Origin of the sequence: Tateyamaria omphalii (genome assembly GCF_019802125.1) — a bacterium.
Taxonomy (GTDB): domain Bacteria; phylum Pseudomonadota; class Alphaproteobacteria; order Rhodobacterales; family Rhodobacteraceae; genus Tateyamaria; species Tateyamaria omphalii_B.
On the sequence record NZ_JAHVHT010000002.1, the window covers coordinates 160,259 to 177,735 of the forward strand.

The 17,477-nt window shown below is 63.0% G+C and carries 19 protein-coding genes; 11 read left to right on the top strand and 8 right to left on the bottom strand.

Features of this window, described 5'->3' with window-relative positions; all coding sequences use genetic code 11:
• Positions 1-45 precede the first annotated feature (45 nt).
• Positions 46-495, bottom strand: coding sequence for a hypothetical protein (locus KUV51_RS09755; RefSeq protein ID WP_222521448.1), 450 nt, complete (start codon positions 493-495; stop codon positions 46-48).
• A gap of 176 nt (positions 496-671) precedes the next feature.
• Here KUV51_RS09755 and KUV51_RS09760 point away from each other — a divergent pair, with 176 nt between their 5' ends.
• The 3 genes from KUV51_RS09760 (at position 672) to KUV51_RS09770 (ending at position 2,566) form a co-directional block, all read left to right on the top strand.
• Positions 672-953 (top strand): hypothetical protein, encoded by a 282-nt coding sequence (locus KUV51_RS09760; protein ID WP_222521449.1) that lies wholly within the window; start codon positions 672-674, stop codon positions 951-953.
• Positions 925-1,629 (top strand): transcriptional regulator, encoded by a 705-nt coding sequence (locus KUV51_RS09765; protein WP_222521450.1) that lies wholly within the window; start codon positions 925-927, stop codon positions 1,627-1,629. Before KUV51_RS09760 ends, KUV51_RS09765 begins: the two co-directional genes overlap by 29 nt.
• A gap of 169 nt (positions 1,630-1,798) precedes the next feature.
• The gene (locus KUV51_RS09770) at positions 1,799-2,566 is read left to right on the top strand and encodes an HpcH/HpaI aldolase family protein (RefSeq protein ID WP_222521451.1); all 768 of its coding nucleotides are present in this window, start codon (positions 1,799-1,801) and stop codon (positions 2,564-2,566) included.
• Positions 2,567-2,597: 31 nt separating this feature from the next.
• Here the strand turns inward: KUV51_RS09770 and KUV51_RS09775 are convergent, their stop codons facing one another.
• Positions 2,598-3,725, bottom strand: coding sequence for a DUF3095 domain-containing protein (locus KUV51_RS09775; RefSeq protein WP_222521452.1), 1,128 nt, complete (start codon positions 3,723-3,725; stop codon positions 2,598-2,600).
• Positions 3,726-3,828: 103 nt separating this feature from the next.
• Between KUV51_RS09775 and KUV51_RS09780 the strand changes: the two genes are divergently transcribed.
• The 3 genes from KUV51_RS09780 to KUV51_RS09790 all read left to right on the top strand — a co-directional run bounded on the left by KUV51_RS09780 (position 3,829) and on the right by KUV51_RS09790 (position 7,798).
• Positions 3,829-5,001, top strand: a complete 1,173-nt coding sequence (locus tag KUV51_RS09780) for an MFS transporter (protein WP_222521453.1) — start codon at positions 3,829-3,831, stop codon at positions 4,999-5,001.
• A gap of 63 nt (positions 5,002-5,064) precedes the next feature.
• Positions 5,065-6,087, top strand: coding sequence for an aspartate-semialdehyde dehydrogenase (locus KUV51_RS09785; protein ID WP_222521454.1), 1,023 nt, complete (start codon positions 5,065-5,067; stop codon positions 6,085-6,087).
• Positions 6,088-6,184: 97 nt separating this feature from the next.
• Positions 6,185-7,798: a DUF4139 domain-containing protein gene (locus KUV51_RS09790; RefSeq protein WP_222521455.1), complete on the top strand. Its 1,614-nt coding sequence runs from the start codon at positions 6,185-6,187 to the stop codon at positions 7,796-7,798.
• A gap of 510 nt (positions 7,799-8,308) precedes the next feature.
• Here KUV51_RS09790 and KUV51_RS09795 read toward each other — a convergent pair.
• Genes KUV51_RS09795 through KUV51_RS09805 form a run of 3 tightly spaced genes read right to left on the bottom strand, consistent with a single transcriptional unit; the run spans position 8,309 to position 10,277 of the window.
• Positions 8,309-8,620: a P-II family nitrogen regulator gene (locus KUV51_RS09795; RefSeq protein ID WP_222521456.1), complete on the bottom strand. Its 312-nt coding sequence runs from the start codon at positions 8,618-8,620 to the stop codon at positions 8,309-8,311.
• 4 nt (positions 8,621-8,624) lie between these two features.
• The gene (locus KUV51_RS09800; protein ID WP_222521457.1) at positions 8,625-9,602 is read right to left on the bottom strand and encodes a sodium-dependent bicarbonate transport family permease; all 978 of its coding nucleotides are present in this window, start codon (positions 9,600-9,602) and stop codon (positions 8,625-8,627) included.
• Positions 9,603-9,626: 24 nt separating this feature from the next.
• Complete coding sequence (locus KUV51_RS09805) at positions 9,627-10,277, bottom strand: carbonic anhydrase (protein ID WP_222521458.1); 651 nt, start codon at positions 10,275-10,277, stop codon at positions 9,627-9,629.
• A 208-nt stretch (positions 10,278-10,485) separates the two neighbouring features.
• Here KUV51_RS09805 and KUV51_RS09810 point away from each other — a divergent pair, with 208 nt between their 5' ends.
• The 3 genes from KUV51_RS09810 (at position 10,486) to KUV51_RS09820 (ending at position 13,105) form a co-directional block, all read left to right on the top strand.
• Positions 10,486-10,830 carry a hypothetical protein gene (locus KUV51_RS09810; RefSeq protein WP_315898811.1) on the top strand — a complete coding sequence of 115 codons (345 nt, stop codon included), beginning with the start codon at positions 10,486-10,488 and terminating at the stop codon, positions 10,828-10,830.
• 137 nt (positions 10,831-10,967) lie between these two features.
• Positions 10,968-12,338 (top strand): leucyl aminopeptidase family protein, encoded by a 1,371-nt coding sequence (locus tag KUV51_RS09815; protein ID WP_222521459.1) that lies wholly within the window; start codon positions 10,968-10,970, stop codon positions 12,336-12,338.
• Complete coding sequence (locus KUV51_RS09820; RefSeq protein ID WP_222521460.1) at positions 12,335-13,105, top strand: C40 family peptidase; 771 nt, start codon at positions 12,335-12,337, stop codon at positions 13,103-13,105. Before KUV51_RS09815 ends, KUV51_RS09820 begins: the two co-directional genes overlap by 4 nt.
• A 94-nt stretch (positions 13,106-13,199) precedes the next feature.
• On the opposite strand, the gene KUV51_RS09825 is transcribed toward KUV51_RS09820, so the two are convergent.
• Both KUV51_RS09825 and KUV51_RS09830 read right to left on the bottom strand, forming a co-directional pair.
• Positions 13,200-13,547: a DUF2794 domain-containing protein gene (locus KUV51_RS09825; RefSeq protein ID WP_222521461.1), complete on the bottom strand. Its 348-nt coding sequence runs from the start codon at positions 13,545-13,547 to the stop codon at positions 13,200-13,202.
• 172 nt (positions 13,548-13,719) lie between these two features.
• Positions 13,720-14,082, bottom strand: a complete 363-nt coding sequence (locus tag KUV51_RS09830) for a hypothetical protein (RefSeq protein ID WP_222521462.1) — start codon at positions 14,080-14,082, stop codon at positions 13,720-13,722.
• 264 nt (positions 14,083-14,346) lie between these two features.
• Here KUV51_RS09830 and KUV51_RS09835 point away from each other — a divergent pair, with 264 nt between their 5' ends.
• Together KUV51_RS09835 and KUV51_RS09840 are read left to right on the top strand one after the other, a co-directional pair.
• On the top strand, positions 14,347-14,934 hold the full coding sequence (locus KUV51_RS09835) for a biotin transporter BioY (RefSeq protein WP_261385763.1): 588 nt from the start codon (positions 14,347-14,349) through the stop codon (positions 14,932-14,934).
• Positions 14,931-15,386: a DUF1284 domain-containing protein gene (locus tag KUV51_RS09840; RefSeq protein WP_222521963.1), complete on the top strand. Its 456-nt coding sequence runs from the start codon at positions 14,931-14,933 to the stop codon at positions 15,384-15,386. Before KUV51_RS09835 ends, KUV51_RS09840 begins: the two co-directional genes overlap by 4 nt.
• Before the next feature lie 372 nt (positions 15,387-15,758).
• On the opposite strand, the gene KUV51_RS09845 is transcribed toward KUV51_RS09840, so the two are convergent.
• Positions 15,759-17,417 (bottom strand): Y-family DNA polymerase, encoded by a 1,659-nt coding sequence (locus KUV51_RS09845; protein WP_222521463.1) that lies wholly within the window; start codon positions 17,415-17,417, stop codon positions 15,759-15,761.
• Positions 17,418-17,477: the final 60 nt, after the last annotated feature.

The following is a 17,477-nucleotide window of genomic DNA, read 5'->3' on the forward strand; positions in this document are numbered from 1 at the left end:
CCCCTGCCGAGGTGAGCCATGGGGGCATGGCCCATCCGCCCGCTCTTAGCGACGGGCCAACTGGTAACCGTGACGGTTCAGGCAGCGCGCACCGTACCCACGACGCCACCCGCGATCGGTGTAAAACTCGCGGTGGCAGGCAGCGGGCAGGCTGCGAACAAACTGGTAGTGGTTGTTCAGACAGCGCTGACCAAAGACGCGGCGATGTCCGCGGTCCGTGTTGAAGCTGCGCAAACATTGCTGCGGCAACAGTTTTCGGTTCACCCGCTTGGGCAAGGGTTTGGGATGCACGGGCGTATGCACGGCATGGCGCTTTTTGCGATCCTTCTTCTTCTCATGGATGACGGCCCCGACAATCGCCAGACCCAGCAACGCGGCCAAAGCGGCGCCAACCTCATCTTCCCCCGCACGGGCCGGGGCAGCAGAGAAACCGGTGATGGCAATGGCGGCAGCAGCAACTGCGCCGATGAACTGGCGGTGAATACGAAGTGTCATGAGGCGTCCTTTCCAGAGGGTACAGATACGAGGCAGACCAGGCGTGTGCCGGTGCTGTCCTCAACCTGGGCCGCCCCCTTTCAGACAGGCAATAACGCCCCCCTGTTATCGAATAACGCAGGCCCCACACCCCTGTCGTTATTGAATATCCCGCCCACCCGGCGCAGGTTGGGGCCATGAAACAGATCACTCTCACACTCGCCTTGATCATGGCATTAGCCGGGACCGCACAGGCCCAGTGCTTTGCCGATTACAAGGCAAAACAGGACGACCCCCTGCGCCTGCACTACGGTGTTGCGCAGGTGTCCGGCGCCTGCACTGCGGGCAATGCCACCGGACAACTCCGATCACGACTTGCCGCACAAGGCTGGACATTGCTTCAGGTTCAGTCCGTGTTTGGTCCCGAAGGTCTCGATCAAAGGAAAGCCAGTGCAGGACAATACTACCTCCGCTTCTGACATGCGGCGCGCAGGCGGGCGGCTCGTGATCCTCGGGATCGCGGGTATCGTCGTGCTTCTGATCCTGGCCGCCGCACTCCTCTTCTTCACCCTCCCCGATGCGGGCGCTTTCGACGCGAGGGTCGAGCGGATGTTCATCGAGAACGCCGACCTCACCAGCCAGGCCGAGATCAAGCTACTGGAGATCCTCGCCCAATCCGGCACCGCTTTCGCCGACACACTGGCCAGCTACCGTCTTGTCATCTTCGTCCTGCTGGTGTTCGCGACGGGCATGATGATTGCGGCCCTCGTCTTCCTCGTCCTGCTGGTCGGTTTCAACCGCCGCATGGCGCAGATCGAACGGGCAGGCATCCAGGTCAACTCGCTCCTGATCAGCCGCGAGGAAAACACGGTCTACCTCAACAACCTCGGTTTCAAGCTGACGGATGCCGCCATGGAAACAATGTCGATCCTGGCCGAAGCACGCATGGATGACGACGTACTGTCGGGCTCCGAAATCGAGGGGATGATCTCGGGCCGCTCCGCCGCCGATTGCGAAGAGGCCGCAGGTGCGACCCGCATCAAACGCCTCCGCGACACGCTCGGCAACCAGATCGTCAGCGAGCTTCTGGTCAAAAACATCGCAAGACGCGGCTACATGCTGGCCGTGGAAAAAGACGTGATCAAAGTCCTCTGACCCACCCTTTCTTCTGGCCAAAAATACTTCGGGGTCTGGGGCAGAGCCCCAGTACACCATCTGCTGGAAGCAGATGTATAAAATCGCGTGGCGCACAGGCGCCGCATTTCACCAGTAGCCACCAGCGCAACCACAGGTCTAGGGTGCGACCAGACAAAGGAGACCGCCCATGCCCGCCCCCACCAACCCGTTCAAGGCCGCGATCAAGAACGGCGAGACCGTCATCGGCTGCTGGCTGTCACTCGGCGACCCGCTCGCCACCGAGATCGCGGGCACGGCGGGCTTCGACTGGCTGCTGATCGACGGCGAACACACGCCTTACGACATCTCGCGCATGCGGATGCAGCTTATGGCACTCGAGGCGTCCGACAGCCACGCGGCAGTGCGGGTGCCCGTGGGCGAGACCTGGATCATCAAACAGGTGCTCGACGCGGGCGCACAAACGGTGCTGGTCCCCATGGTCGAAACGGCGGAACAGGCACAGCAACTGGTCCATGACGTCCGCTACCCACCCACAGGCGGGCGCGGCGTCGGCTATTCCGGCGCACGGTGCAGCCGGTTCGGGGCGATCACGGATTACGGCCCAACAGCCGACGACCAAATCTGCCTGCTCATCCAGGTGGAAAACCGTGCGGGAATCGCCAATCTCGACGACATCCTCGCCGTGGACGGCATCGACGGCGTCTTCATCGGTCCGGCGGACCTCTCCGCAGACATGGGATATATGGGCCAACTCACGCACCCAGAGGTGCAGGCCACGATCAAGGGCGCCATCGCCTGCATCGAAGCCGCGGGCAAAGCCCCCGGCATCCTCGCCACAACGCCGGAGTTCACCCAAGACGCGCTCGACTGGGGCGCCCGCTTCGTGGCGACCGGCCTAGACCTGCTGATTCTCGCCAAAAGCCTGCGGGAGCTGGCGCAGCGTTGGGTGAGATAGGCGGAGGACACCTCCGCCTTACGGGTCGCGTTTATCCGGACTTCAGCCCGACAGACGCCTGCGTATACCCACCAGCAGCCCCATCGATGAAATGCACATGCGTGTCGTCCATGATCGACGGCACGATACAGGTCATCATCGCCTCATCCTGCGTGTGCATCCCATAGCGCGCCACACCGTCCGCGCGCGCCTTGTCCAGCACGGCGCGCAGGCGCGACACCGTGCCTGCATCGCAATCCACCGTCATCTTCAACCCGTCATCGAACTTCCGAAAATCGGCATTGTCGCCCACGGTCTTGCGATAATGCGTGGGATCAAACCCGCCCAGCTTGATCCCGGTCTTGATCAGAACCCACGCGATCAACGTCTCGAACAGCACTTGACGCTTGCGCGACTTCACCCCCTTGCCGCCATGGCTCGCATGGGCCTCGAGCGTCGCACCCACCGGCGGCCAGCCCGTGCCCGGCCCCTCGGGCGGCGCGGGGTGTCCACCCCGTTCCAGATGCGCCACTTCGGCCAGCACCGCCTCCACAACCGCGCCAAAGCGCGCGGTATCGGCACCCTCTTCCGGCGATAACAGCAACGACAGGATCGTCCCGTTCCGCGCCTTCATATGGCTCCAGCGGCAGCTCAGCCCCGTCAGGTCCGGCTGTGTCCCCGCGGGGACAGGCGGCACAGTCTCAACCCCGGCCTTCATATGCGCCTCCGCCCAACTGACACCACCGCCCGCGAACATGGCATAGTCCACCCCGTCAGACACAGCGTAGCGCGCAACGGCCACCTCCGGCCCGGCAGCACGAATGTCAGCGACAGTGAAAAGCCCCACGCGCAGGCCCATCCCAAACTCCGCCTGCGCCCAGACCTGAACAGCGCCCAGTGCCTGCGCCGCCTCTGCCGCGAACTCCGGCGGATGGGCAAAAGCCGCGCCATCACCACCAAACACATAGGGAAAAGCCCGGCCTCCGGCTGCGTTGATCTGGGCCGAAATCACCGCCGCCCCGATCATGTTTACCGTCTTGTACTTGCCTGCTGCCACCGCATCGGTTGACCCGACAATGTCGGACACACCGACCACCCAATCATCGGGCAAGGGCGTGTAGTGGCTCAAATCCGCCACATCCCCGAACACCGTCAATCGCGGCAGGTCGTCATAAAACATCTTGTACCTCTTCACCCCGACCCTAGCACGGGCCCGCCCCATCACAATGCGCCTTGCACCTCCCCGCCCCCCATGCCACGCAAGCGGCAGGAGTGAGGACCCCATGCAAACCGGACTGATCCTACTGGCGCTGGCCTATGTGCTGAGCCAGTTCTTTCGCGCCTTCCTGGCCGTTCTGACCGGCCCGCTGGAGGCCGAATTGGGCATCACCCCCGACGTGCTTGCCACAGCGTCCGGCTACTGGTTCCTTGCCTTCGCGCTGATGCAACTGCCCGTGGGCAAAGCACTCGACACGCTCGGCCCGCGTCGCACGGGTGGCTGGCTGTTCCTGATCGGGGGCGCAGGCGGTGCCGCTCTCTTTGCCGTGGCCCAAGGCCCAATCTACATCCACGCCGCCATGGCCCTGATCGGCATCGGTTGCTCACCCGTCCTGATGGCCAGCTTCTACATCTTCGCGCGCGAATTTGACCCGGCCCGCTTCGCCACACTCGCCGCCCTGATGATCGGCATCGGCACCATCGGTAATCTGATCTCCAGCTACCCCACCGCCTTCGCCGTCGACACCATCGGATGGCGCAACACGATGTGGGCGCTCTCGGCAATCTCCGCCACCGTCGCCCTCGGCGTCCTGCTGTCCGTCCGCGACCCGGCCAAGGCGGAAGAGGCGGGCAAAGGGTCCCTCTTCGACCTCCTGCGTATGCCGGTCCTGTGGTTCATCATCCCGATCATGTTCGTGAACTACGCGCCCGTCGCCGCCGTACGTGGCCTCTGGATCGGGCCATACCTGCGCGACGTCTTCGACCAGAAGACCGCCCAAATCGGCATCGCGACACTGGTGATGAGCCTCGCCATGATCGTCGGCACCATCGCCTATGGCCCGCTCGACCGGATCTTCGGCACACGCAAATGGGTCGTGTTCACCGGCAACGCGCTCACCATAGTCGCCCTCGCGCTCGTCATCTTCTGGATCGACGCAGGCCCCTGGACCTCCATCGCGCTCTTTGCAGCCATCGGCGCGCTCGGCGCGTCCTTCCCGGTGATCATCGCCCACGCGCGCAGCTTCTTCCCCCCGCACCTTACGGGGCGCGGCGTGACACTGATGAACCTCTTTGGAATCGGCGGCGTGGGCGTCATGCAAACCATCTCGGGCCGCATCCACACGGCGACCGCAGGCAGCGACCCAACAGCCCCCTACATCGCGATCTTCGGCTTTTTCGCCATTGCACTTGCGATAGGTGTGGCCATCTACGCACTTAGCCGTGACTCCACCGACTGACGCCCTTTCCCCCAGCAGACATTGGGTGTAAGGGCCACGCACCTACCCGAAAAGGAGTCTATTATGGGGTATCGTGTCGTCGTCGCAGGCGCCACCGGCAATGTGGGCCGCGAAATGCTGAACATCCTGGCCGAGCGCCAGTTTCCCGTGGACGAGCTGGCCGTTCTGGCAAGCCGCCGTTCGCTGGGCACGGAAGTGTCCTTCGGGGATCAGACACTGACGACAAAGGACCTCGACACATTCGACTTCACGGGCTGGGACATGGCGCTTTTCGCCATCGGCTCGGATGCGACCAAGAAATACGCGCCCGTCGCGGCCAAGGCCGGTTGCGTGGTCATCGATAACTCGTCGCTCTACCGTTACGACCCCGATGTGCCACTGATCGTGCCTGAGGTGAACGCCGACGCGATCGAGGGATATGCGAAGAAGAACATCATCGCCAACCCCAACTGCTCGACCGCGCAAATGGTCGTGGCGCTCAAGCCGCTGCACGACCGGGCAAAGATCAAGCGCGTGGTGGTTTCGACCTACCAATCCGTGTCCGGCGCGGGCAAGGAAGGGATGGACGAGCTCTGGGACCAGACCAAGGCGGTCTACAACCCCACGTCCGAGGTTGAGCCCAAGAAGTTCCAGAAGCAGATCGCCTTCAACGTGATCCCGCATATCGACGTCTTCATGGACGACGGCTCGACCAAGGAAGAGTGGAAGATGGTCGCCGAGACGAAAAAGATCGTCGACCCGTCGATCAAGGTCACGGCCACCTGCGTGCGCGTGCCCGTGTTCGTCGGCCACTCGGAATCGATCAACATCGAGACCGAAGACTTCCTGGACGAGGACGAAGCGCGCGACATCCTGCGCGAAGCGCCGGGTATCATGGTGATCGACAAGCGCGAGGACGGCGGCTACGTCACGCCGATCGAGTGCGTGGGTGACTTTGCCACGTTCATCAGCCGCATCCGTCAGGACAGCACAATCGACAACGGCCTGAACTTCTGGTGCGTGTCGGACAACCTGCGCAAGGGCGCCGCCCTGAACGCCGTGCAGATTGCCGAGGTGCTGGGCCAGCGGGTTCTGAAAAAGGGCTAAGGCCAAACCGCATATCGCGGGGAACAAGGGGCCAATCGGCCCCTTTTCTTTTGGGCCACGCGGTGCAGACTATGGGCATCCAACGAAAGATGCCCCAATGCGCCTTGCCCTGATCCTCGCCATCATGCCCCTGCCCGCCCTTGCTGACACCATAGTGGTGCAGGCCCCACCCGTGGCCGCGACGGTCTATGCCCAAGGGGCATTGGTGTCCCGCACCGCGACGTTCGAGCTGCCCGCAGGCCAGCACACGATCGAACTGCGCGACATGGATCCAGACCTGTCGCTTGATGCGATGAATATCGGCCTGACCGGCGCGACGATCACGGCCCGGAGTTGGACACAACGGCCCGACACGCCTTACCGTGCACCCCGCACGCCCGAATGGCTGACTGCCAAAGATGCACTGGACACCGCGACCGAAGCCTTGGCCGCACTCGATGACCGGATTGCGCTGACGCTGGCCTCGGCTCAAGCCGCCCAGGATCAAGTCCTGTTCCTGAACGGCCTGACAGTCCCCGACGATGCCGCTACAAATGTGGACACGCTTCGAGCCATCGGCCATTTGATCGCAAGCGACGGCACCGCCGCCCGCGCCGCCATGCGCACCGCCGAATCGGAGGCGCGACAACTGCGCCGCGACCGTCCCGATCTGGAATTTGCCGTCGCGCAGGCGCAGGCCGCGCTCGATGCAGCAACACCCACAAACACCGCACCCGCCACGCTGGCGCTGAACGTCACTGTCACGGAACCTGTCGAAGCCACGCTCGACCTGTCTTATCTTACAGACGGTGTCGCATGGGCACCGTCCTATGCCTTTGACTTGGTAGACGAAACAGCGCTGTCCATCGCGCGCAGCGCCCTCGTCACCCAATTCACGGCCGAGGATTGGACAGACATCCAATTGACGCTCTCCACACTGGATCCCCTCGCCCAATCCGAACCCAGCCGCCTCTGGCCGCAACTCCGCCGGATCGAAGACCCCGTGGCCCAGAAACGCGAACTGTCACGTCTGCAGGCCGACAGCGCCATGGGCATGGCCGAACCCATCATAGAAGCACCCGTGATCGTGGAAGAGGTCGCAGCCGCCAATTTCGACGGCATCGGCGTCTCCCATACCCTGCCCACACCCGTCACCATCCGCGCACAAAGCGAAGAGCTTGAGATCGCGCTGGATACACTCGACATGGCAGCAACGCTCAGCGCCCGCGCCATCCCCCGCTTTGACGACACCGCCTTCCGTCTGGCCCAAATCACCAACACGACGCCCGAGATTCTGTTGCCCGGGCGTGCCACCCTTTCTGTTGACGGCCAGCTTGTCGGGCAAGCCAGCATCGACGCCCTGCCGCCGAATGCCGAGACCGAGCTGTTCTTTGGCCGCATCGACGGGCTGCGCCTGACCCGCACCGTTCTGGGCCGCAACGAAGGGGATCGCGGGATCATCACCCGCTCCAATGAAGAGACGGAAAACATCCGGATCGAGGTCGAGAACCTGACCGACCGCACATGGGACATATCCGTGCGCGACGCCGTGCCGTTTTCCGAGCAGGAGGACCTGGTCATAGACTGGACCGCGACACCGCGCCCGGACGTGCAGGCGGTGGACGACCAACGCGGCATTCTGGAATGGCAATTGTCGCTGGACGCCGGAGACAGCCAGACCATCAACATCGAAACCCAACTGACCTGGCCGGAAGGCAAGGTGCTGCGGTAACCGATTCCTGTCGAACGTGGTTTCCACTGTCCTAACACTGGGGTGCGCAGAACGCGGTCAATGCCCCTCTGACACCGATAAATCCAAGTTTATCTAACTGGTTCAGCCCGGTAAGGGTTTGATCTTGCAAGGTGAATCCTGGGATTCATCACTTCGTTAAATCTGGGCCTTTCAGCGCAAGATATTAGTAATTTCGACCTGTCATACACGTCTTACCGGACGGACCAATGCGCATGTCAGCGCACCGACCGGCAGGGCGCAGCAGCAGGCACACACGCCCTGAATACGGCAGAATGCCACCTTTCATCCCGCGACAGCGCGCCCGGACCATCGGGTGTTTCGGACCGGTGCGCATGTCCTGCACACGCAGATGAAAGATCGGCACATGCCAGCAATATCCGCGCGGAGAAGGAACCAGTGAATGGGGTGAGTGACGCGCGGATCTGTGGGGTAACGAGTGGTCTGGGCGGCGCATCCGGTGGGAGGCGCCGCCCTTTTTTCGTGCCGTGCCTAGAACCGTTCCGCCCGCAGAACTTCGCAATCGCCCACGGTGACAATCCCGATGTGCCGCTCCACCACGGCAAAGGCCGCCTCAAGCAGGGGGTCCAACCGCTCGGGCTTGATGACGCAAATCACCTGCACCATCCCGGTGCCCCGGCTGACCTGCCCCTCACGGCTCCAGGTGCCGGAATCGCCGGACCCGCCCAGCACGGGCAGCACGGTCCAGCCGGTCACGCCTGCCTTTTCCATGGCATCGGTCAGACGGCTCTGCATCACCTGTTCGATGATGATGGCAACACGTTTCGCCTTGTGGGTCTTCATGCGCTTATCCTCCGGTCAGCGCGCTGGCGACGGCGACGTAGATCGGAATGCCCAGCGTCAGGTTGAATGGGAACGTGACCCCCAGCGACAGGGTCAGGTAGATCGACGGGTTCGCCTCGGGCAGGGCCACGCGCATCGCGGCAGGCACCGCAATATAGCTGGCCGACGCCGAAAGCACCATGAACAGCGCCACACCGCCCGTGCTGACGCCCAGAAGCAGGCCAGCGATACACCCGAACGTCGCCCCCACCAGCGGCATCACCATGCCAAAGGTCAGCACACCGGGGCGGAGCACACCCGACCCGCCACGCAGGCCCCGACCGGCAACCAGCCCCATGTCCAGCAGGAACAGGCACAGCACACCCTGAAACGGCGACACGATGAACGCTTCGATCTTCTCCAACCCGTCGGTTCCGGTGATCCAGCCAATGACAAAACTGCCCACCAGCAAGACGATAGAGCCATTGAGCAGGATCTCCCGCATCAGCTCGGGGTCCATCCTGCGGCTGTCCCCGCCACGCGAGATCAGCCACAACGCCGACAGGATTGCGGGCGCTTCCATCGCCGCAGCCACGGCCACCATGTAGCCTTCGGACGCAATCCCGCTGCTCTCCAGAACCGAGGTGGCCGCCACGAATGTCACGATCGAAATCGAGCCGTAATGCGCTGCCACGGCGGCCGCATCCAACCGGCTCAGGTTGCCCATCACCTGCAACAGGCCAAAGGCCACGATCGGCAACGCCGCCGACAAAGCGATCCCCGCCAGCAACGACGCCGCAAGCGTCCCGTCGATCCCGTGATCGGCCACGCTGACCCCGCCTTTGAACCCGATGGCGAAAAGCAGGTAAATCGACATCCCCTTGGCGACCGCCTCGGGAATGTTCAGGTCCGACCGGGCCAGCGACGCGGCCACGCCAAGCGCGAAACTCAGGATGATGGGCGACAGCAGGTTTGTCGCCGCAAGGCTCAGGATCTGATCCAAATCTGTCCCCTCGGGTACTCCGGCTTAAACCGGTTGGAAATCAAGCGTCTTGCCCATGAATTGCTTCAGGCCACCCTCGGCAATGTCAGTCCACAGCCCATGGATGCTGAGCGAACCATTGTTCACCCGCTCTTCGACAAAGGGGAAGGTCATCAGGTTCTCCATCGAGGTGACGACAGCCAGCTGTTCCAGCCGCTCGGCCTTGTCCTCGGGGGTCTTCATGTCGGCCACTTCGGGGAATTTCGGACGCAGGATATCCATCCAGCGGCCCACGAAGCTGCCCTTCTCTTCCAGGTCCGGCGCACGGCCCTCGCACATGTCGATGCAGCCCTGCACGCCGCCACAGCGGGAATGGCCCAGCACGACAAGATGGGCCACCTGCAACACGTTGACGGCGTATTCGACTGCCGCAGAGGTGCCGTGATGCTCACCATCCGGCTCGAACGGCGGCACGAGATTCGCGATATTGCGGTGGATGAAAAACTCGCCCTGATCGGCACCAAAGATCGACGTGACGTTCACCCGGCTGTCACAGCAGGAAATGATCATCGCGCGGGGCCGCTGCCCCTCGGTCGCAAGGCGTTTGTACCATGCGCCGTTCTCGGCATAGGTCGTCGCCTTCCACCCTTGATAGCGTTGCAAAAGAAAGCTCGGAAGCGGCTTCATCCTGTGCATATGCGTCCCCGATGCGTCTGTCCCACGTCTGTTGGGGGCGGTGATTACCCCCAATTCGCAACAAATTCGAGCGAAAAGACAGGCCGCGCATAACGATTTGGGAACAGTCTGTGACCTAAGCCTGATAACAGCCGTGGGGGCGGGATACTTTTGGGTGAGTAGAGGTGACGTTTTGTCAACAGTAACGCAAATTCAACTGCACGAGTCCGTGCAGGTCAATCACGACCGCCTTCATGCGCTCTATGGCGAGATGGACCCGGTCAATGCCGAGGATGTCGTCTGCCGCGCGATGGAGGAACTGGCGCTGCGCATGGCCCATTGCGACCGGGTCTACCGCAAGGGCGAACTGGACGAACTGCGCCGCTCCGCCAAGTCGCTGATCGCGATTGCCGACCAGATCGGCATGGATGTACTGGCGAACGTGGCCAAGGATGTCGTGCAGTGCACCGAAACACGTGATCAGGTGGCACTTGCCGCAACGCTCGGACGCCTGCTGCGCACCGGTGAGGGATCGCTGACGGCGATCTGGGACTTGCAAGACATCCAGATCTAGGGCGCATATGCTCCGCCGCGCGACAGTCTACGGCACGCGCGCCACACCAATCCGCCGAAATGAATGTCGGTGGGGTGCCATTTATGCGTGTGTGTCCTACGGTCTGCCACAACAGACCCTGCAGGACCCTTGCCGCCATGACGCTCAGCTTTGCCACACCGGACGATACCACGCGGTCCGCTCACCTACTGTCGGACAGCGCCCTGTCGGACTGGCTGGCCGAACAGCCCGAAGATGTGCGGGCCTGGGTCGAGACGCACGGTTTTACCGCCGCCATCGGCCAAGCCCTGCTGCTGCCCGGCGGGGACCGGGCGGTGATCGGCTACGGCAACGAAACCACCCGCGGACGCGGACGCTTTCACGCGGCTGCGGCAGCTGCAAAACTGCCCAAGGGCACCTACAGGCTCGTCTCGGAACTGCCTGCCGACCAGCTGCAAACCGAAGCATTGGGATGGCTGCTCGCCACCTACCGCTTTGATCGGTACAAGGATCAATCCCCGATGGGCGCGCGCCTAGTCGCACCCGACGGCATCGACGCCGCACGCGTCGAAGCCATCGCCGGGGGCGAGGCGCTGACCCGCACACTCATCAACACCCCGGCCTCCGACATGGGGCCACCCGACCTCGAACAGGCGGCACGCGATCTGGCCGAGACACACAGCGCGCGTATCACGGTCATCACGGGCGACGACCTGCTGACCCGGAATTTCCCGATGATCCACACCGTGGGCCGCGCCGCAGACCGTGTGCCCCGACTGATCGACATGACATGGGGCGACAACGGTCCGAAACTCACGCTGGTGGGCAAGGGGGTCTGCTTTGACACCGGTGGCCTCAACCTCAAACCCGGCGCATCGATGGGCCTGATGAAAAAGGACATGGGCGGATCCGCCGCTGTCCTCGGCCTCGCGCACATGATCATGGCGACCGGGCTATCAATCCAACTCCGCGTCCTGATCCCGGCGGTCGAAAACAGCGTCTCCGGCAACGCCTTCCGCCCGCAGGACATCCTGACCAGCCGCAAGGGGTTGACGGTCGAAATCAACAACACGGACGCCGAAGGGCGACTGGTGCTCGCCGACGCGCTGGCTCTCGCGGACGAGGACACACCGGACCTCATCATCTCCATGGCCACACTCACGGGTGCGGCCCGCGTCGCCGTCGGCCCCGACCTCGCGCCCTACTACACCGATGACGCGCCCCTGTCCGCCGCGCTTGAAGAGGCAGCAACCACCACAGCCGACCCGGTCTGGCGCATGCCCTTCCACGCGCCTTACGAATCCATGATCGAACCCACCATCGCGGACCTCGACAACGCGCCCAAGGGCGGATTTGCGGGCTCCATCACCGCCGCCCTGTTCCTGCGCCGCTTTGTCGAGAACACACCCTACATCCATTTCGACATCTACGGCTGGCAACCCACCAGCGCCCCGGCCCGTCCCAAGGGCGGCGTCGGCCAAGGCACCCGCGCGCTGCTCGATGCGCTGCCAAAGATACTGAACCTATGACGGACCGGCGCACCACACCCGACCCACATCTGGTTGACGGCACGGCCCCAGGCCAGATCACGGCCCCACATGTCGACCTGCTCCGCGCGCCCAACGGCCCGCGCGATCGGCAATTGATTGCAGGGGCAAATGTCACGGTGCTCGGACAAGCGGACGGACACGCCTATGTCCGCGCCGATCTCGATGGCTATGTCGGCTTCGTCCCGGCCAGCGCCGTCGGCCCGGTGACCGAGCCAACCCATATGGTCACGACACCCTCAGCACACAGCTACGACCGCGCGACCTTCAAATCACCGGACACAGCCACACTGACTTTCGGCACCAAACTGACCGCCCTGTCTGAAACTGCGGACTATATCGAAACCAACCACGGCCACGTGCCCAAAGCCAACCTGTCGCCCCTGCCCTATACGGCAAACCCAATCGAAACGGCGCGGCTCTTCCTAGGCACGCCGTACCTCTGGGGCGGCAACACACGGGCGGGCATCGACTGCTCCGGGCTTGTCCAGATCGCGCTCACGACGGCAGGCATTTCCTGCCCCGGCGACAGCGACCAACAGGAAGCGGCGTTCAAGGAGGCGACCGGCCCCTACCAACCGGGCGACCTGCTGTTCTGGAAAGGGCACGTGGCCCTCGTCACCAGCCCCACCCACATGATCCACGCCAACGCGACCCACATGACGACGGTCGAAGAACCCATCGCCCCCGCCATAGAACGCATCGAAGCCAGCGGCGACGGCGACATCACGAGCCACAGACGTCCTTAACTTCCCTGTTTCAAAAAAATCCTCGGGGGAGCTCGAGGGGGCAGACAGCCCCCTCGTCAGAAAAAATGAATCGCGTGCGCCGTCAGGCGCGCACTCACTCAACAGCCCGGATCAGCTTCCGCTCCAACACCCGCAATACGGTCTTCAGGTCCTGCCCCCGGCGCAACACCTGCCCGTCCATCCCGATGACGGCATACATCCCCTGCTTCCCACGCAGCTTGGGCCGCTTCTCGATCCGATAGATCGGGTTCTCCGCCGTCCGCCGAAACACCGAAAACACGGCCACATCGCGCAAACAGGAAATCCCGTAATCCCGCCACTCACCTGCCGCCACCATGCGCCCGTACAGCGACAGGATCACGGACAGCTCCGTCCTGTGAAAAGCCACCTGCGGGCTCGGCATTTCGCGAAGGTTGGACGGGGGCGGCGTCTGAAGCGTCATGTAACCACACTTGCGCGGGCCGCGCATAAATTCAAGAGCCGTGCCAACACGCCTGAACGCGCTACAAAAACCACGGCGCACGCCTTGCGGATCACGCCAATCATCCCGATCAGCGTCGACGCGACCGCCCGGGCAATGTCCGGCACGGCGAAGCAGCGCACCATCGTTCCCGTCACGACAGCTGATCGAGAAGCGCGGCTTTCAACGCATCATATTCACGCTGCGGGATACCATCCATCGCGGCATCACGGTCTGACAGTTCGTCCTCATACGGGTCCGGCGCAGCAAAACGCGCATCCGGCCGGACGAATTGGCTATCGGTCAAATCACAGCGCCGACCACCGATGCGATTGTAGTAGTGCCAAACCCCCGGATAGCGCGTACGCAGAACCTCCCCACCGAACAGGTCATGGATCACGGCACTCGTGACATTGCATTGACCGTTTGCCGGGTTCTCTTTCGACCATTGCTTTGCAGTGTCCAATGACCAGGCCGTTTCAAGAGCAACCCGCACGCGATCTTCATCAAACTCCATCTGTACATCCCCCGCGATCCGTCTGTTGCATCACGTTCGTAGACATGTCGGCATATCCGTCAGTGGCAACCATTCCAAGAACCGGCAGGCGATGCAAAGCACATGGCAGGCGTGCGCCGCCGTCCTTGGAACACGCGCACGCTTTCGGCAGGTATCAGCCGACACCGAACGCCGCCAGTCTTCGACCGCTTTCCAACGGAAATTCGGTCGGCCACAGTACTCTGGTCACACGCGTCCTCGATCACATTCCAACACAGAAGAGCCATGCCCTTGTCCCCATCCTCAAATTCCGTCGTCAATCCCATCGGGATCGGCGAAATGTCGTCTCTTTGGAAGGTCACATTTGTGATCTGCGGCACGCTGTTCCTTGCGCTGTCGTCCTATATCGAAGTGCCAATGGTCCCGGTGCCGGTGACCATGCAAACCTTCGCGGTGACACTGATCGGCGCGCTTTACGGGTGGCGATTGGGCGCCGCGACCATCATCGCCTGGCTTGGTCAGGGGGCACTTGGCCTTCCCGTGCTGGCCGGCGGTGCGGCAGGTGCACATCATTTCATCGGCCCGACCGGCGGCTACCTTTTCGCGTTTGTCATTGCGGGTGCGCTGACGGGCTGGCTCGTGGAACGTGGCTGGAACGGCCATCGGCTGGGTCTCGCCTTTGCCGCGATGCTGGCGGGCAATGCGCTTTGCCTCGTTGTGGGCGCCGCATGGCTGGCGGTTCTGATCGGTGTCGAAGCCTCGATCACCAGCGGCGTGCTGCCCTTCATCGTCGGAGGCGTCCTGAAATCCGCACTCGGCGCGATGATCCTGTTCGGGATCGCAAAAAGGGTCAAACGCGCGCCCGGTTCGTGACGGTCCGCCTGCGCGCGCACCATCTGCTGTGCGTGCTGACCTATGTCGGCAAAGGCTACAACCCGGACTTCGTTGCCAACCTCAACAGGATTGCCGCGCGTCTCGGCAATGGTGAGGATGTACTGATCGTCGAAGGACCGGACGACATCTGTGCCCCCCTTCTCGAAGGGGGGGACGGGCACTGTCTGACGGATCGTGTCCGATGGCGCGACCGGATCGCACAAGCAGAGGTCGCATCCGCTCTTGAAAGCGAGGTTGTGGCTGGTGAAAAAATGACGCTCGGCGCGGCGCAGCTTGCCCAGTTGCGCGCGTCATATGCAGCCGAACAGGTCCGCGGAGCGTGTGTTGGTTGTCAATGGAAACAGCTATGCGCATCCGTGGCGGCGAACGGTTATCGAGACACCCGGCTCAGGGCCAGATCTTCCACACCAGCGGAGGGTGGAGAAACCTAGCACAGCCCGTCATTGGTCGTCACCCGAACCATCCATAACCACGCCCGGTTCAAGGCATGCACATGTCGGTCCAAACCTCCGCATTCCGGAGCGGCAAGATGAAATGACCACCCATCCGCCTGCCTGTGCCGCCCCGCCATTTATCAATTCTTTACCAAGATGAACGGCCAAGCGATCCTTGCCAAAAGGTTAAGGCCACAGCCATGATCTGCGATCCGGAAATATGCAGTTTCCGGGCGAAACTTCGCGTTTTCTGGAAAGCACCCCTATTTCACCCCATATCCGTACATGCAAAACATGCAGTTTCGGGCCAAAACTCCGCAGTTTCGCGCGCTCGAAGCCGCCGTGCGCCCCATTAACCCCACCGTACGGTCAGGCAAAGGATCCGTGACAAAACCACCCCGGCGACATCGCGCCGCCATGGGCATAGAACAGCCACAGCCGCTGCCCATCCGTCGTGTCCGTCACCCAATAATCCCGCGTGCCTGACCGCCAATTCGGATCGTCCAGCCACCATTCCGGCGCGATCCGCTCGGGTCCAATGGCCCGGTGCCGGGTCAGATCCATACCCCGCCAGCGAAAGGTGTCCGGCATCTTGGGCGTGGCCGGGGCGTGCACGGGCTCGGGGTGCCACAGCAGCAAAGGGCGCGGATTCGTGGGATCCGGCCACGGCCCCTCATGCGGTTTCGACCAGGCAGCGGACATGATTTTATGTGACTTTTCAGGGATATGGCTGTCTGCCGGTTCAAAGCGCCGGATGGAATCCAGCCCCACCCGCGCACCCAGCCGCCCGATCAGATCATCCATTGCATTGGCGTTGTTCAACCGCGCCTGCACGGCCGCACCGGCCTCGCGGTGGCCCACGGTCATCACGTCGTGAATGGGCTCCACCTGCGTGGCCAGCATGCGGATCATGTCGATGCCAAAGCCCGCGTCGATCTCTTCGATCTTCATCTCCAGAAGCGGTCGGATACGATGCGGATCATGGTTCGGGCGGGCCAACCCGACCTCGATGATCTCAACCGCGTGGTCGCTACGATAGGCCTGCAGCATCACACGCCGCGCGCCTTTTCCTTTATCTTCCAGCATCTTACACAAACGGGGCAAGGTCCGGTCAATCGCAGCCATCATATCCTCGGCCAACCCGATCGGGTCCGGCAGGGTCATACGGACGGCAAAGTGATCCGGCGGCTTGGCAGGCGACACCGGCTCGGGCGCGCTGCCCATCGCCTGATCCAGTCGCATGACCAACCCACGCCCGAACCGCCGGGCCAGTCCCGCCCGCGGCTGACCCAGCAAATCCCCCACCCGGCGAAGGCCCAGACGGCCCAGTTGCGCCGTCATGTCCGCGTCCAGGCGCAAGGCGGCAATGGGCAAGGGCGACAGCGCGCCATAGGTCTGCCCAGGCGGCGCAATACGTGTAATATCAGAGGGTTGCATGGTCACCGCGGGGGCGGCACCCCCCTTGGTCCAGTGTCGCCGCCTGCCTGCACGGGACCGCGTGGCCCGCGCCTCCTGATCGATGGCATCCCCCGACCGATCCGACCCGGCGGCTTTGCCCGCATAGCGCGCCAAGGCCCACGCCGCCCCACGGGTATCCGCCAGCCCCAGCAACACGCTCAGCCCCAGATCGGTGCAATCATCCTGCACGACCTGCATCAGCTCGGGCTCTCCCCCAAACAGATGCGCGCACCCCGTCAGATCAACGACAAGGGCATCCCCATCCTCGGGCGCAACCCAGGGGGAAAACTTGCCCGCCCAGCGCTGCAGCGCCTCCAGAAACCGCTTCTCCTCCTGCGCGGCTCTGGGAAACGTCAACAATCCCGGGCACATAGCATGGGCGTCCCGCACGGGCTGACCGATTTGCAAACCATCAGCCTGCGCAACCCCGTTCAGGGCCGTGATCACCTGCATGTTCTGCTGTTCCTCGACCACGGCCACAGGCTGATCCGCCAGCACAGGCTGGCGCCTGATCAGACGCTCGGCCCCCAGCCGGGGGAACCAGATGGACAGGATACGACGGTTGGGCATTACCAAATGTTCGCAATTTGTTCTCATTGCAAACTAGGCCGAGTCGGCACCCGGAGTCGA

Excerpts from the sequence above, each read along its gene's own strand:
- KUV51_RS09780 (WP_222521453.1), top strand. The coding sequence starts at position 3,829 with ATGCAAACCGGACTGATCCTACTGGCGCTGGCCTATGTGCTGAGCCAG.
- KUV51_RS09805 (WP_222521458.1), bottom strand. The coding sequence starts at position 10,277 with ATGCACAGGATGAAGCCGCTTCCGAGCTTTCTTTTGCAACGCTATCAA.
- KUV51_RS09770 (WP_222521451.1), top strand. The coding sequence starts at position 1,799 with ATGCCCGCCCCCACCAACCCGTTCAAGGCCGCGATCAAGAACGGCGAG.
- KUV51_RS09785 (WP_222521454.1), top strand. The coding sequence starts at position 5,065 with ATGGGGTATCGTGTCGTCGTCGCAGGCGCCACCGGCAATGTGGGCCGC.
- KUV51_RS09760 (WP_222521449.1), top strand. The coding sequence starts at position 672 with ATGAAACAGATCACTCTCACACTCGCCTTGATCATGGCATTAGCCGGG.
- KUV51_RS09830 (WP_222521462.1), bottom strand. The coding sequence starts at position 14,082 with ATGGAGTTTGATGAAGATCGCGTGCGGGTTGCTCTTGAAACGGCCTGG.
- KUV51_RS09835 (WP_261385763.1), top strand. The coding sequence starts at position 14,347 with ATGCCCTTGTCCCCATCCTCAAATTCCGTCGTCAATCCCATCGGGATC.
- KUV51_RS09845 (WP_222521463.1), bottom strand. The coding sequence starts at position 17,417 with ATGCCCAACCGTCGTATCCTGTCCATCTGGTTCCCCCGGCTGGGGGCC.
- KUV51_RS09755 (WP_222521448.1), bottom strand. The coding sequence starts at position 495 with ATGACACTTCGTATTCACCGCCAGTTCATCGGCGCAGTTGCTGCTGCC.
- KUV51_RS09820 (WP_222521460.1), top strand. The coding sequence starts at position 12,335 with ATGACGGACCGGCGCACCACACCCGACCCACATCTGGTTGACGGCACG.
- KUV51_RS09790 (WP_222521455.1), top strand. The coding sequence starts at position 6,185 with ATGCGCCTTGCCCTGATCCTCGCCATCATGCCCCTGCCCGCCCTTGCT.
- KUV51_RS09795 (WP_222521456.1), bottom strand. The coding sequence starts at position 8,620 with ATGAAGACCCACAAGGCGAAACGTGTTGCCATCATCATCGAACAGGTG.
- KUV51_RS09825 (WP_222521461.1), bottom strand. The coding sequence starts at position 13,547 with ATGACGCTTCAGACGCCGCCCCCGTCCAACCTTCGCGAAATGCCGAGC.
- KUV51_RS09815 (WP_222521459.1), top strand. The coding sequence starts at position 10,968 with ATGACGCTCAGCTTTGCCACACCGGACGATACCACGCGGTCCGCTCAC.
- KUV51_RS09775 (WP_222521452.1), bottom strand. The coding sequence starts at position 3,725 with ATGTTTTATGACGACCTGCCGCGATTGACGGTGTTCGGGGATGTGGCG.